9 protein-coding genes and 1 tRNA gene are annotated in these 15032 nt (G+C 70.7%); 8 read left to right on the top strand and 2 right to left on the bottom strand.

What is annotated here, in order from left to right; all coding sequences use genetic code 11:
* The 8 genes from GTW40_RS29205 to GTW40_RS29170 form a co-directional block, all read left to right on the top strand.
* Nucleotides 1–648 (top strand): NADP-dependent phosphogluconate dehydrogenase (locus tag GTW40_RS29205; protein ID WP_161183135.1); only part of this gene is annotated, 648 nt, incomplete at its 5' end.
* A 66-nt stretch (nt 649–714) separates the two neighbouring features.
* Complete coding sequence (gene recF, locus GTW40_RS29200; protein WP_161183134.1) at nt 715–1836, top strand: DNA replication/repair protein RecF; 1122 nt, start codon at nt 715–717, stop codon at nt 1834–1836.
* 13 nt (nt 1837–1849) lie between these two features.
* A complete protein-coding gene (locus GTW40_RS29195; protein WP_161183133.1) occupies nt 1850–2410 on the top strand; it encodes a DciA family protein in 561 nt (186 codons plus the stop codon).
* Nucleotides 2411–2781: 371 nt separating this feature from the next.
* The gene (gyrB, locus tag GTW40_RS29190; RefSeq protein ID WP_161183132.1) at nt 2782–4854 is read left to right on the top strand and encodes a DNA topoisomerase (ATP-hydrolyzing) subunit B; all 2073 of its coding nucleotides are present in this window, start codon (nt 2782–2784) and stop codon (nt 4852–4854) included.
* Nucleotides 4855–4965: 111 nt separating this feature from the next.
* Nucleotides 4966–7512, top strand: a complete 2547-nt coding sequence (gyrA, locus tag GTW40_RS29185; protein ID WP_161183137.1) for a DNA gyrase subunit A — start codon at nt 4966–4968, stop codon at nt 7510–7512.
* A 15-nt stretch (nt 7513–7527) separates the two neighbouring features.
* Nucleotides 7528–8313 carry a DUF3566 domain-containing protein gene (locus tag GTW40_RS29180; protein ID WP_161183131.1) on the top strand — a complete coding sequence of 262 codons (786 nt, stop codon included), beginning with the start codon at nt 7528–7530 and terminating at the stop codon, nt 8311–8313.
* An 89-nt stretch (nt 8314–8402) separates the two neighbouring features.
* Nucleotides 8403–8476, top strand: a tRNA-Ile gene (locus tag GTW40_RS29175).
* A 385-nt stretch (nt 8477–8861) separates the two neighbouring features.
* Nucleotides 8862–9215, top strand: a complete 354-nt coding sequence (locus tag GTW40_RS29170; RefSeq protein ID WP_161183130.1) for a hypothetical protein — start codon at nt 8862–8864, stop codon at nt 9213–9215.
* 20 nt (nt 9216–9235) lie between these two features.
* Here the strand turns inward: GTW40_RS29170 and GTW40_RS29165 are convergent, their stop codons facing one another.
* Complete coding sequence (locus tag GTW40_RS29165) at nt 9236–10483, bottom strand: MFS transporter (RefSeq protein ID WP_161183129.1); 1248 nt, start codon at nt 10481–10483, stop codon at nt 9236–9238.
* Between the two features lie 202 nt (nt 10484–10685).
* Nucleotides 10686–14765: an AAA family ATPase gene (locus tag GTW40_RS29160; protein WP_343245818.1), complete on the bottom strand. Its 4080-nt coding sequence runs from the start codon at nt 14763–14765 to the stop codon at nt 10686–10688.
* Nucleotides 14766–15032 lie beyond the last annotated feature (267 nt).

Below are 15032 nucleotides of genomic sequence, written 5' to 3'. Positions count from 1 at the left end.
CCCGGTGACGTGGTCGTGGACGGCGGCAACTCGCGCTGGACGGACGACGAGAAGCACGCCGAGCAGCTGGCCGCCAAGGGCATAGGTTTCGTCGACTGCGGCGTCTCCGGCGGCGTCCACGGCCTGGCGAACGGCTACGCGCTGATGTACGGCGGCGACGCCGAGAACGTGGCGAAGGTGCAGCCGGTCTTCGACGCGCTGAAGCCCGAGGGCGACCTCGGCTCCGTGCACGCCGGCAAGGTCGGCGCGGGCCACTTCGCGAAGATGGTCCACAACGGCATCGAGTACGCCATGATGCAGGCGTACGCCGAGGGCTGGGAGCTGCTGGAGAAGGTCGACTCCGTGGAGAACGTCCGCGAGATCTTCCGCTCCTGGCAGGAGGGCACCGTCATCCGCTCCTGGCTGCTCGACCTCGCGGTCAACGCCCTGGACGACGACGAGCACCTGGACGGCCTGCGCGGCTACGCCCAGGACTCCGGTGAGGGACGCTGGACGGTGGAGGCCGCGATCGACAACGCGGTGCCGCTGCCCGCGATCACCGCCTCGCTGTTCGCGCGGTTCGCGTCCCGTCAGGACGACTCGCCGCAGATGAAGATGATCGCCGCGCTGCGTAACCAGTTCGGCGGCCACGCCGTAGAGAAGAAGTAGTCCACAGGACACGGGACGCGGGCACGCGTCCGCGATCCACACCTTGAGGGAGGTCGGCGAACGACCATGCACGTCACGCATCTTTCGCTGGCCGACTTCCGCTCGTACGCCCGGGCCGAGGTTCCGCTCGACCCGGGCGTCACCGCCTTCGTCGGCCCCAACGGCCAGGGCAAGACCAATCTGGTCGAGGCGGTCGGCTATCTGGCCACCCTGGGCAGCCATCGCGTCTCCTCCGACGCGCCGCTCGTCCGCATGGGCGCCGAGCGGGCGGTCGTCCGGGCGCAGGTGCGGCAGGGCGACCGGCAGCAGCTGGTCGAGCTGGAGCTGAACCCGGGCCGCGCCAACCGGGCCCGCATCAACCGTTCCTCGCAGGTCAGACCGAGGGACGTGCTCGGGATCGTGCGGACCGTGCTGTTCGCGCCCGAGGACCTGGCGTTGATCAAGGGCGATCCCGGGGAGCGGCGCCGGTTCCTGGACGAGCTGATCACCGCGCGTTCGCCGCGCATGGCGGGTGTGCGCTCCGACTACGAGCGGGTGCTCAAGCAGCGCAACACCCTGCTGAAGACGGCCGCGCTCGCACGCAGGCACGGCGGGCGCTCCATGGACCTCTCCACGCTCGACGTGTGGGACCAGCACCTCGCGCGCGCGGGCGCCGAGCTGCTCGCCCGGCGGCTGGACCTGATCGCCGCGCTCCAGCCGCTCGCCGACAAGGCGTACGAGCAGCTGGCCCCCGGCGGCGGCCCGCTCGCGCTGGAGTACAAGCCGTCGGCCCCGGGCGAGGCGCACACGCGCGAGGAGCTGTACGAACAGCTGATGGCCGCGCTCGGCGAGGCCCGCAAGCAGGAGATCGAGCGCGGGGTGACCCTGGTGGGCCCGCACCGCGACGACCTGGTGCTCAAGCTCGGCCGCCTGCCCGCGAAGGGGTACGCCTCGCACGGCGAGTCCTGGTCGTACGCCCTCGCGCTGCGCCTGGCCTCGTACGACCTGCTGCGCTCGGAGGGCAACGAGCCGGTGCTGGTCCTCGACGACGTCTTCGCGGAGCTGGACGCGCGCCGCCGCGAGCGGCTCGCGGAGCTGGTCGCGCCGGGCGAGCAGGTGCTGGTGACCGCGGCCGTGGACGACGACGTGCCGCATGTGCTGGCCGGCGCGCGCTACGCGGTCTCCGGTGGGACGGTGGAGCGCGTATGAGCCTGGAGCGCGGATGAGCACGGAGCGGCCCGGTACGGACGGCGCTGCCGGCGGGGACGGCGAGAAGCGGGCCCCCGAGCCGACCGGCGTCGACCTCGCGCGCGTGGCGTTGCGCGCGGCGAAGGAGCAGGCACGCGCGCGGGGTGACGCGGCGCGGCAGAAGAAGCAGGCGCGCGGTGGCGGACTGCGCTCCGGCGCGCGCGCGGACGGGCGCGACCCGCTGGCGCTGGGCGCGGCGATCAACCGGCTGATCAACGAGCGGGGCTGGGAGGCCCCGGCGGCGGTGGGCGGTGTGATGGGCCGCTGGCCACAGATCGTGGGCGACGACCTCGCGAAGCACTGTGTGCCGCAGCGGTACGACGAGGACGAGCGGGTGCTGTCGGTGCTGTGCGACTCGACGGCGTGGGCGACGCAGCTGCGGCTCCTCGCCCCCGCTCTGGTGGCGCGGCTGAACGAGGACCTCGGGCACGGCACGGTGCGCATGATCAAGGTGCACGGTCCGGGCGGTCCCGCGCGCCGTTACGGGCCTCTCCGGGCCCCTGGAAGCCGGGGTCCCGGCGACACCTACGGGTGACGTACCTCACGTCCTGAGTCCTGTGCGGAGCGTGTTCACACCGCTGCGCACCTGCGCCGATCCGGCGTGCACCCCCCTCTGGACAAGGGATGACGGCCGAAAGCTCTGAGCGCCGCTGTGAGCCCCTTGGAGCCCCCTTCCGTATATCGGGATGCCATCGAGGCCGGTTCAGGGCGGCACATGGGGACTCAGGTGCCCGCAAACCCCCATCACTGTCGGCGCTACCGGTAGACTGGAAGGCGAATCCCGCCCCACTCGTGGGGACCGTCCGGGAAAAGCTGAGCAACGCTGATCCAGGCTTACCAAACGCAACATGCCGCAGCCGCTCCGGCAACCCTCCCCCAGAGGGGGTTCCCCCGGGAGCCCGGCTCGTGCTGTGCCAGAAAGGGCGCTTCGTGGCCGATTCCGGCAACCCCAACGAGAACATCCCGTCCACCGACGCCGGCGTCAACAGCGAGGCTCCCGCCGCCTCCACCTCTTACGACGCCAGCGCCATCACCGTGCTCGAAGGGCTGGACGCGGTCCGCAAGCGACCCGGTATGTACATCGGCTCGACCGGTGAGCGGGGCCTGCACCACCTGGTGCAGGAGGTCGTCGACAACTCGGTCGACGAGGCGCTGGCCGGTTACGCGGACACCATCGACGTGACGATCCTGCCGGACGGCGGGGTCCGTGTGGTGGACAACGGCCGAGGCATCCCGGTCGGCATCGTGCCCTCCGAGGGCAAGCCGGCCGTCGAGGTCGTGCTGACCGTGCTGCACGCGGGCGGCAAGTTCGGCGGCGGCGGCTACGCCGTCTCCGGTGGTCTGCACGGTGTGGGCGTGTCCGTCGTGAACGCGCTGTCCACGAAGGTCGCCGTCGAGGTGAAGACCGACGGATACCGCTGGACGCAGGACTACAAGATGGGCGTCCCCACGGCCCCGCTGCAGCGGAACGAGGCGGTGGAGGAGACCGGCACGTCGGTCACCTTCTGGGCGGACCCGGAGATCTTCGAGACCACGGAGTACTCCTTCGAGACGCTGTCGCGGCGTTTCCAGGAGATGGCGTTCCTCAACAAGGGCCTGACGATCAGGCTCACGGACGAGCGCGCGGTGGCCAAGGCGACCAGCGGTGCCGACGAGGCGGGTGCGGACGAGAAGGACGAGGTCAAGTCCGTCACGTACCACTACGAGGGCGGCATCGTCGATTACGTGAAGTACCTCAACTCCCGCAAGGGAGAGGTGGTGCACCCCACGATCATCGACCTGGAGGCCGAGGACAAGGACAAGAGCCTTTCCCTCGAGGTCGCCATGCAGTGGAACAGCGGTTACAGCGAGGGTGTGTACTCCTTCGCGAACATCATCCACACGCATGAGGGCGGTACGCACGAGGAGGGCTTCCGCGCCGCGCTGACGTCGCTGATCAACAAGTACGCGCGCGACAAGAAGCTCCTTCGCGAGAAGGACGACAACCTCACCGGTGACGACATCCGCGAGGGCCTGACCGCGATCATCTCGGTCAAGCTGAGCGAGCCGCAGTTCGAGGGCCAGACGAAGACCAAGCTGGGCAACACGGAGGCCAAGACCTTCGTGCAGAAGGCCGTCTACGAGCACTTGAACGACTGGCTGGACCGCAACCCGGTCGAGGCCGCGGACATCATCCGCAAGGGCATCCAGGCGGCCACCGCGCGCGTGGCGGCCCGCAAGGCGCGCGACCTCACCCGTCGCAAGGGCCTGCTGGAGTCGGCGTCCCTGCCGGGCAAGCTGTCGGACTGCCAGTCCAACGACCCGGCCAAGTGCGAGATCTTCATCGTCGAGGGCGACTCCGCCGGCGGTTCGGCCAAGTCCGGCCGCAACCCGGAGTTCCAGGCGATCCTGCCGATCCGCGGCAAGATCCTGAATGTCGAGAAGGCCAGGATCGACAAGATCCTGCAGAACCAGGAGATCCAGGCGCTGATCTCCGCCTTCGGCACGGGTGTGCACGAGGACTTCGACATCGAGAAGCTCCGGTATCACAAGATCATCCTGATGGCGGACGCCGACGTCGACGGCCAGCACATCAACACCCTGCTGCTGACCTTCCTGTTCCGCTTCATGCGGCCGCTGGTCGAGGCCGGTTACGTGTACCTGTCGCGTCCCCCGCTGTACAAGATCAAGTGGGGCCGGGACGACATCGAGTACGCGTACTCCGACCGTGAGCGCGACGCGCTGATCGAGATGGGCCGCCAGCGGGGCAAGCGCATCCGCGAGGACTCCATCCAGCGCTTCAAGGGTCTCGGCGAGATGAACGCCGAGGAGCTGCGCGTGACCACCATGGACCCCGAGCACCGGGTCCTCGGCCAGGTCACCCTCGACGACGCCGCCCAGGCCGACGACCTGTTCTCGGTGCTGATGGGCGAGGACGTCGAGGCCCGGCGCCAGTTCATCCAGCGCAACGCCAAGGACGTCCGCTTCCTCGACATCTGAGTCGGTCTCCGCTGACCGCACCAGGAAGGATCTTCACCAGCAATGGCCGACGAGACCCCGAACTTCACCCCTGAGCCAGTGACGCCCGAGACCGAGGCGACTCCGGCGACGATGCGCATCGAGCCGGTCGGACTCGACGCGGAGATGCAGCGCTCGTACCTGGACTACGCGATGTCCGTCATCGTGTCCCGGGCGCTGCCCGACGTCCGGGACGGCCTCAAGCCGGTCCACCGCCGCGTGCTGTACGCCATGTACGACGGCGGCTACCGCCCCGAGCGCGGCTTCTACAAGTGCGCCCGTGTCGTCGGTGACGTCATGGGTAACTACCACCCGCACGGCGACAGCTCGATCTACGACGCCCTGGTCCGTCTCGCCCAGCCCTGGGCGATGCGGATGCCGCTCGTGGACTCCAACGGCAACTTCGGCTCCCCGGGCAACGACCCGGCCGCCGCCATGCGCTACACCGAGTGCAAGCTGGCGCCGCTGTCCATGGAGATGGTCCGCGACATCGACGAGGACACCGTCGACTTCAAGGACAACTACGACGGCCGCTCCCAGGAGCCGACCGTCCTGCCCGCCCGCTTCCCGAACCTGCTGATCAACGGCTCGGCCGGTATCGCGGTCGGCATGGCGACCAACATCCCGCCGCACAACCTGCGCGAGGTCGCGGCCGGTGCCCAGTGGCACCTGGAGAACCCGGACGCCTCCCAGGAGGAGCTGCTCGACGCCCTGATCGAGCGGATCAAGGGCCCGGACTTCCCGACCGGCGCGCTGGTCGTGGGCCGCAGGGGCATCGAGGAGGCGTACCGCACCGGGCGCGGCTCCATCACGATGCGCGCGGTGGTCGAGGTCGAGGAGATCCAGGGCCGCCAGTGCCTGGTGGTCACCGAGCTGCCGTACCAGACCAACCCGGACAACCTGGCGCAGAAGATCGCCGACCTGGTGAAGGACGGCAAGATCGGCGGCATCGCCGACGTGCGCGACGAGACCTCCTCGCGCACCGGTCAGCGCCTGGTGATCGTCCTCAAGCGGGACGCGGTCGCCAAGGTCGTGCTGAACAACCTGTACAAGCACACCGACCTGCAGACGAACTTCGGCGCCAACATGCTGGCGCTGGTCGACGGCGTGCCGCGCACGCTGTCCCTGGACGCGTTCATCCGCCACTGGGTGACGCACCAGATCGAGGTCATCGTCCGCCGGACGCGTTTCCGGCTGCGCAAGGCCGAGGAGCGCGCGCACATCCTGCGCGGCCTGCTGAAGGCCCTGGACGCCATCGACGAGGTCATCGCGCTGATCCGCGCCAGTGACACCGTCGAGATCGCGCGCGGGGGCCTGATGGAGCTCCTGGAGATCGACGAGATCCAGGCCAACGCCATCCTGGAGATGCAGCTGCGCCGGCTGGCCGCCCTGGAGCGCCAGAAGCTGGTCCAGGAGCACGACGAGCTCCAGGCGAAGATCAACGAGTACAACGAGATCCTCGCCTCCGAGTCCCTCCAGCGTCAGATCATCCACGACGAGCTGGCCGCGATCGTCGACAAGTTCGGCGACGACCGCCGCAGCAAGCTGATCCCCTACGACGGTGACATGTCCATCGAGGACCTGATCGCCGAGGAGGACATCGTCGTCACGGTCACGCGTGGTGGTTACATCAAGCGGACCAAGACGGACGACTACCGGGCGCAGAAGCGCGGCGGCAAGGGTGTGCGGGGCGCGAAGCTGAAGGAAGACGACATCGTCGACCACTTCTTCGTCTCCACCACGCACCACTGGCTGCTGTTCTTCACCAACAAGGGCCGGGTCTACCGCGCGAAGGCGTACGAGCTGCCGGACGCAGGGCGGGACGCGCGAGGTCAGCACGTGGCGAACCTGCTGGCCTTCCAGCCGGACGAGGCGATCGCGGAGATCCTCGCGATCCGCGACTACACGGCGGCGCCGTACCTGGTCCTGGCCACCAAGGCGGGCCTCGTGAAGAAGACCCCGCTGAAGGACTACGACTCGCCGCGCTCCGGCGGTGTCATCGCGATCAACCTGCGCGCGCAGGAGAACGGCGCGGACGACGAGCTGATCGGCGCCGAGCTGGTCTCGGCGGACGACGACCTGCTCCTCGTCAGCCGGAAGGCGCAGTCCATCAGGTTCACCGCGTCGGACGAGACGCTGCGTCCGATGGGCCGTGCCACCTCGGGTGTGAAGGGCATGAGCTTCCGTGAGGGCGACGAACTGCTCTCGATGAATGTGGTGCGACCCGGTACGTTCGTGTTCACCGCGACGGACGGTGGATATGCCAAGCGCACGGCCGTCGACGAATATCGCGTCCAGGGACGTGGCGGTCTCGGCATCAAGGCTGCCAAGATCGTCGAGGACCGTGGATCGCTCGTCGGCGCGCTGATTGTCGAGGAGACCGACGAGATCCTCGCCATCACCCTGTCCGGCGGTGTGATTCGCACGCGAGTCAGCGGAGTCAGGGAGACGGGCCGTGACACCATGGGCGTCCAACTGATCAACCTGGGCAAGCGCGATGCCGTGGTCGGCATCGCACGTAACGCCGAGGCCGGTCGGGAGGCGGAGGAGGTCGACGGTGAGGATGTCGTCGTCGACGAGACCGTCGTCGTGATCGAGGCCGAGGTGACGGACGAGGGTGAGGCGCCCTCGGCCGAGTAGCGCGAGGAGTGAGACGTGAGCGGAGCCACGGGCGCCGGATCGGCCGGTACCTCAACGGGTACGGAGACGGACGGCGGCGGCCGTGGCTCCGCCGCGAACGCAGGGAACGCAGGGAACGCAGGGAACACTGCGGGCAAGAAGGGGAAGGCGGGTTCGGGGGGCGCTCCGGCAGACCCGCCCACGACGAACCTCAAGCCGGTCCCGCCCACCGAGGCGGACGATGCCGCATCCCAGGGGGGCACTGTGACGGACACGCGCGGCGGCCAGTCCAAGGCCGGTGCTTCCGAGGCCGGGTCCGGCGGGTCTCCGCTGCCCGGTGAGCGCGGTCCGGAGCAGCCCGCCGGGCCCTACCACCCGCCGCAGGCCTACCCGGCTCAGCCGCCCGCCGACGCGATGCGGGTCGCCCGCACCGGCGCGCGTACGGCGCCGCGCACCCGCAAGGCGCGGCTGCGGGTGGCCAAGGCCGACCCGTGGTCGGTCATGAAGGTCAGCTTCCTGCTCTCCATCGCCCTGGGCATCTGCACGATCGTCGCCTCGGCGGTGCTGTGGATGGTCATGGACGCGATGGGCGTGTTCTCCACGGTGGGCGGCACGATCTCCGAGGCGACCGGGTCCAGCGAGGCGAATGGTTTTGACCTGCAGTCGTACCTCTCGCTGCCGCACGTCCTGATGTTCGCGACGATCATCTCCGTGATCGACGTCGTCCTCGCGACGGCGCTGGCCACCCTCGCCGCGTTCATCTACAACCTCTCCGCGGGCTTCGTGGGCGGCGTCGAGCTCACCCTCGCCGAGGACGAGTGACCGTCCCCCGACAACCGATTTTGGGACTGCCCCGGTCGTGCGCTAATCTTCAGGAGTCAGCGCGCGGGACATACACCGCAAGGCGCGGCGGGGCTATAGCTCAGTTGGTTAGAGCGCATCCCTGATAAGGATGAGGCCACAGGTTCAAATCCTGTTAGCCCCACATCTTGGAAGACCCCCGGTCCGTTTGGGCCGGGGGTCTTCTGCGTTCATGGCCGACATCAACCATGGTCACGCAACTGACGCCCGCCCCTCGGCGTCCGTGCTTGGTACGCATGCGTCGTGAGGGGGGACCGTGGGGGACGAGCCGCCGTGGTGGACGATTCTCGCGATCTCGGCCGGGGCGACGGTGGTCTTCGGGGCGATTCTGCTGTCCGTGGTCGCCACGGTGGCTCTGGGCGTGACCTGGGTGCGGGACAGGCCTAGCCGCTGACCGGCCGACGGAAGGATCAGCCGACGCGGTCGCCTGAGTGGATACTGTTCCGAACTTCTATCCCGCTGGGGGGAATATGACTGCCGCAAGGCTTGTGAGACCTGCCCTCGTCGCTGTGCTTCTGGCCTCGGCCACCGCCTGTAGCGCGTCGTCCGCGCCGGTCGTCTCGGCGAGCGCCACGAGCGGTTCGGGGGCCGCCAAGACGCATGGTTCGGCCAACCCGGAGCCGGTCGCCGCCACCATGCCCGATGTCATCGGTGGCAACGCCGGGGGCGCGTACGAGCAGATGAGCTCCAAGATCGACATGGTCTTCAAGGACGAGAGTGGGCAGGGTCGCTCGGTGGGCGATCGGGCCGCGTGGAAGATCTGCGGTTCCCGGCCGGGACCGAATCAGCAGATCACCGAGACTCCGGTGGTCTTCTACGTGGTGAAGGTGGCGGAGACCTGCAAGGAGACGACGCCCAACTGATCACTGACCGGCGGCGGCGTTCAGGCCGTCGCCGGTTCGGGTGCCGGCTTTCTGGGCGCACGCTGGATCGTCCACTGGCTGGGGACGGCGAAGAGGGCGGCGGAGGCCAGGAGGATGAGGGTGGCGGCGGTGAGGAGGACGGGGGTCGTGCCGGTGGTGGTGGCGGTCAGGCCGACGAGGAGGTAGCCGAGGGGGACGGCCAGGAGTTCGCCGAGGGAGTTGAAGGAGGTGACCCGGCCGAGGACGTCCACGGGGAGTTCCTGCTGGAGCGCGGTGTTCCAGTAGACGATGGACAGGTCGAGGCCGATGCCGGCCAGGGCCGCGGAGGCGGCCAGGGCGACGAGGTGGGGGCCGGTCGCCAGGATCGCCAGGGGGAGGGCCATCGGGAGCCCGGTGGCCACGCACGCGATCATCAGCCGCTCGGGCTTCCAGCGCAGGGCGACGAGACCGCCGAGGACGAGACCGATGGCGAAGCTGCCCTGCACGATGCCCCAGCCCGCCGCGCCCAGGCCCTCGTGGTCCAGGACGACGGGGCCGAGGAGTTGATAGCCGCCGAGCCACAGGGCCACGACGACGGTGCCGGACAGGGTGTACGACCAGATCCACGGGCGCCGGGCGAACTCCCGCCAGCCGGTGCGGAAGTCGTGCAGCACGGAGGCGTTGGGGGCGGTTCTCGCCGTGCTGGAGAGCTTCAGGAAGGCGCACAGCACGGCCGCCAGGGTGAAGCTCACCGCGTCCCAGCCCAGGACCCACTGCGGGCCCGCCAGGGCGACCAGCGCGCCGCCCAGGGCGGGGGCGGCGACCCTGAGGACGTTGGTGGGGAGCCGTACGAGGACGTTGGCCTCCTGGAGGTGCCGGGCGTCCACGAGCTGGGGCAGCAGGCTGTTCATGGCCGGGGTCATCAGCGCGTTGGCGGCGCCCGTGACGCACGCCAGCAGGGCCACCCGCGCGACGTCGGCCGTGCCCGTGGCGACCAGGAGGGCGACACCGGCCTGGGACAGGGCGGCCACCAGGTTGCCGGTGATGATGATCCCGCGACGGGAGAACCGGTCCGCGGCGATGCCCCCGACCAGCAGGAGCACCAGCTGCGGAAGGGTGTTGCCCGCGAGGACGGTCGCCAGCGCCGTCGGCCGGTCGTCGAACCCGAGCACGGCGAAGGCGAGCGCCACGGGAGCCATGGCCGACCCGCTCGCGGAGATCAGCCGGGCCGCGAGCAGGAGCCGGAAAGACCGGTTGCCCAGCACGGACAGGGATGCGCGGAGATCCATTCGGCGGACCCTACCCCCGCGGGGGTCAACACCCGAGCGGATCAGGTGACTTGGGTGCGCGGACGAAAAGACCCGACCGCTGACGACGGGGGATGCGTCAGCGGTCGGGCTATGGCCAAGGGTACAAGGTCGGAGAGGGTGGGGCGAGCCAGGGGGGTGGACAACAGGCTTGAAGATTGGGGGAGTTGGCTGATCCTGGCGGTCAGTCCCGGCATGGTGGGTCGTAGGAGAGGCGGGGAAGGTACTCGTGCCACCTCGCCGGGGTGAGGACGTTCTCGGTGAGGGCGCAGATGTGCCGGATCGCCGCGTCGGGGTCCAGGCTCCACAGGCGGACCGTGTCGGCGCCGCTGGACACCCCGAGGACGTGGCGGCCGGGGCTGAAGGACAGGAAGTTGCCCGTCTTGGCGTACGGGCTCATGGACTGGCCGATGGGCGCGGCCGACGCCGGGTCGGCGACGTCCCACAGGCGGACCGTGTTGTCGTCTCCCCCGCTGGCCAGGGTGTGGCCGTCCGCGCTGAAGGTGAGGGACGTGACCGCCTCGGTGTGGCCGGTGAGGGTCCGGCCGACGGACGCGGCGGAGGCCGGGTCGGTGACGTTCCAGAGCCGGACCGTGTCGTCGTCGCCGCCCGAGGCGAGCGTGTGCCCGTCGGGGCTGTACGCCAGGGCGTTCACCGGGCCCGCGTGGCCCGTGAGCGGGCGGCCGAGGGGAGACGGACGTGCCGGACGGGTCACGTCCCACAGCCGGATCGTGCCGTCCGCGCTGCCGCTGGCCAGGATGTGTCCGTGCGGGGCGAACTCCAGGCCGTTGATGTACCCCCGGTGGCCGGAGAGCGGCTCGCCGAGCGGGGTCGCGTGCGCCGGGTCGGCGACGTTCCACAGGCGCAGCCGGTGTTCGTCGTAGGCCGTGGCCAGGACGCGGCTGTCGGGGCTGAAGGCCAGGGCGTCGGAGCCCATGAACCGGGTCAGCAGCCGCAGCGGAGGCCCGGCGGGGACGGGGTGTGCCGGGTCGGCGACGTTCCACAGGCGGACCGCGCCGCTGCCGGTCAGGACGGCGAGGGTCCGGCCGTCGGGGGAGTACATCAGCGAGCGCTCGCCGCCGTCGGCGGGCATGAACGGGGCGGACAGCGGAACCGGCCGCCCGGGTGCCGTCACCTTCCACAGCCGGATGCGGCCGTCCCGCGCGGCCGTGGCGAGCACCTTGCCGTCCGGCCGGAACGCGCCCACCCGGCCGATCATGTCCGAGACCGGCACCGACCACAGCCGGACCTTGCCGTCGCCGCTGCCGGTGGCGAGCGTACGGCCGTCCGGGCTGAACCCGAGGGCGTACATCTCGCCGCTGCCGCCCGCCAGTGGCTCGCCCACCTGTGAGGGCGACGCCGGATCGCCGACGTTCCACAGGCTGGCGGTGCTGTCCGCGCTGGCGGCGGCGAGGGTACGGCCGTCCGGGCTGAACGCCACCGACCAGATCGGCCCGGTGTGGCCGGTCAGCGGATCGCCCAGCGGGGCCGGGCGGTCCGGGTCGGCGACGTTCCACAGCCGGATGGTGTCGTCCGCGCTGCCGCTGGCCAGGGTGTGCCCGTCGGGGCTGAAGGCGACCGAGTGCACCAGGTCCGTGTGCCCGGTGAGCGCCCGGCGGATCGCCCGTGGCCGCCGGGGATCGGCCACGTTCCACAGATGGACCGTGTCGTCGTCGCCGCCCGAGGCGAGCGTGCGTCCGTCCGGGCTGAACGCCACGGAGCGCACGGCCGCGGCGGAGCCGCGCAGCGTGCCGAGGGCTTGCGGCCGACGCGGGTCGGCGACGTTCCACAGCCGTACGGTGCGGTCCTCGCCCGCGCTGGCGAGGGTGTGCCCGTCCGGGCTGAAGGCGACCAGATAGATGGTGCCCTCGTGGCCGGTGAGGGGAGCGCCGATCGGGGTGGGGTGCCTTCGGTCGGTCGTGTCCCACAGCCGGACCGTGCCGTCGTCGCCCGCGCTGGCGAGGGTGTGCCCGTCCGGACTGAACACCGCGCTGCTCACCCAGCCGGTGTGGCCGGTCAGCGGCTTGCCGAGCGGGGACGGGGTCTTGCGGTCGGTGACGTCCCACAGGCGGACGGTGCGGTCGTAGCTCGCGGTGGCGACGGTGCGGCCGTCGGGGCTGAAGGTGGTGAGGTAGACGGCCCCGGTGTGACCGGACAGGGGGGTGGCGAGCGGGGCGTTCACGATGGAGATGAGGCGACTGTAGGCGCCGTTGTCGTCCGGTCGGAGTTGGTGGGCCACCAGGTCCAGGCGTGCGGCCAGCGACGGGTCGGTGTGCTGCACCCGGTCTGCCTCGGCCAGCACCTGCTCGAACACCGCGTCGTCCCGCTGCCGCGAGGCGATCACCGCCGAGCCCGCCGCGAGCACGGCCAGCGCCACCAGTGCCGCCACCGCGGCCCGGCTGATCAGTACCGTGCGCCTGCGCAGCCGTACCGAGGCGGCCAGGAACTCCTTCGCGCCCCGGGTCAGATACGTGTCCCCCGCCGACTCGGCCCAGTCGCGGGCCTGCTCGAGACGGGAGCCCTGGTACAGCAGCGAACTGTCCCGGCTTGAGGACTCCCAGGCCCGGCCGTCCTCCTCCAGCCGCTGGCGCCGCAGATGCTCGGTGCGGTTGTCGTCGATCCAGTGGCGCAGCCGGGGCCAGGCGTGCAGCAGCGCCTCGTGGGTGATCTCGACGGTGTCCGCGTCCAGGGTGACCAGCCGGGCGCGCACCAGCGCCTCCAGTGACTCCTCGGTCTTGCCCGGGTCGGTGGACTCCTCGGCCAGCTGGCGCCGGGTGCCGCGTCTGCGGGTGGCGTGGGTGTCCTCGCCGAGCCGGACCAGGCGCAGCAGGAGCAGTCGGGCGGCGGTGCGCGCGGCCGGGTCGAGACCGGACCAGGCGCGCTCGGCGGTGGCCGCGACCGCGCCCTGGATGCCACCGGCCGCGCGGTATCCGGCGAGGGTCAGCCGGCCGCCCTTGCGACGCTGCCAGGTGGCGAGCAGGGCATGGGACAGCAGGGGCAGCACGCCCGCGTCGTGTGCTCCGCGCGGGCCGTCGGAGGTCACCTCGCGCACGATCAGCTCGGTCAGCCCCGCCTCCAGCTCCAGCCCCACCGCCCTGGCGGGACCGGTCACCGCCTCACGCAGCTCGGCGGTGGTCAGCGGGCCGAGCACCATGTGCCGGTGCTGGAGGGCGTCGGCCAGTTCGGGATAGCCGAGGCACTCCTCGTAGAAGTCGGCGCGTATGCCGAGGACGGCGAGGACCGGGGCGGTCGCGCCCGGCGTGGACGGATCGGGCGTACAGGCGGCGTGCAGGAAGCGCAGGAAGACGCGGCGCTCGGTCTCGTCCGGGCAGAGGGTGAAGGTCTCCTCGAACTGGTCGACGATCAGGACGGGGCGGGGGCGCCGTTCGGTGCGTGGGGCAGGGAGCGGGACGGGTGTTTCACGTGAAACCTCGTGCGGTGTTTCACGTGAAACACCGGAGGAGCCGGTCCCTGTTTCACGTGAAACAGGGGAAGTAGTGGCCGCCGTTTCACGTGAAACAACGCCATCCGTCGTGCCCCACGCCCCCACGGTCTCCCGCACCGCCCGTGCCAGCCGGAGCGCGTCCGTACTGGGCGCCGACGGGTCGCGCGCCGTCTTCCGCTCGGCCGCGCGCGCTTCGGCGGCGAGCGGTGCGAGAGCAGGGACGAGACGGGTCAGCTCGCCGAGCGGATCGGCGCCGGGGACGAGTTGGAGTACCGGGCTGCTGCCGTCGCCCAGGGCGCCGTTCCGTACGGCCGGTACGAGACCGGCGTTGAGGAGGGAGGACTTTCCGGCGCCCGAGGCGCCGACCAGCATGACCAGGCCGCCTGTCCGCTCGGTGGCACGGAGCTGATCGACCAGGGCGTCCGTGCCGCGCTCGCGGCCGAAGAACCACTGCGCGTCCTCCCGCCGGTAGGGCGCGAGCCCCCGGTACGGGCAGACACTGACGGGCACGGGCGGCACCTGGGGCGGCGGCTGCCGGTTCTCCTCCCCCGCCCGCGTCTGCGGCTTCTCGCCCACCGGATCGGCCAGCGCCGTCTCCCACAGCCGCTGCCACTGCGCCAGGTCGTACAGCCCGCCGGAGACCGGCGTGGGCCGCGCGCGCCGGGCCTCGGGGATCAGGATGTGCAGGACGGCGGCGAGGGCGGTGAACTGGGCGGGGACGTTCCTGGCCCGTCGCCAGTCGCTGATGCGCTGCGCGGAGACCCGTACCGGCCGCCCGCGTTCGTCCATGCGCTGGAGCCGTACGACGGCCTCGGACACGCTCTTGAGGGGAGGGTTTCCTGCTTCTCGGTAGAGCAGGGCGAGTCGCTCGGCGAAGGCTGTGCGTGCCCCTGAGTCGGAACCCAAGGTCCCACCCCTTACTTCCCCCGCTTCTGGACGTCCGGACCGGAAAACTCACCTTATACGGCTGACCTGCGCGAAAGCCCGGTTCCGGGGCACCGGGATCTCCTCTGCGGGGGCACCGGATGGCAGGATCACGACGTGGTAGCGGAGCTGTCACACACCGTTCGGACAGGCCAAGGGCCC

It is taken from the genome of Streptomyces sp. SID4985 (assembly GCF_009863025.1).
In the GTDB taxonomy this organism is placed as follows: domain Bacteria; phylum Actinomycetota; class Actinomycetes; order Streptomycetales; family Streptomycetaceae; genus Streptomyces.
This window is presented reverse-complemented; position numbering and strand designations above follow the sequence as displayed.

What these genes read in the sequence shown, in the direction of transcription:
- recF (WP_161183134.1), top strand. Translation starts at nt 715, where the DNA reads ATGCACGTCACGCATCTTTCGCTGGCCGACTTCCGCTCGTACGCCCGG.
- gyrA (WP_161183137.1), top strand. Translation starts at nt 4,966, where the DNA reads ATGCGCATCGAGCCGGTCGGACTCGACGCGGAGATGCAGCGCTCGTAC.
- GTW40_RS29195 (WP_161183133.1), top strand. Translation starts at nt 1,850, where the DNA reads ATGAGCACGGAGCGGCCCGGTACGGACGGCGCTGCCGGCGGGGACGGC.
- GTW40_RS29165 (WP_161183129.1), bottom strand. Translation starts at nt 10,483, where the DNA reads ATGGATCTCCGCGCATCCCTGTCCGTGCTGGGCAACCGGTCTTTCCGG.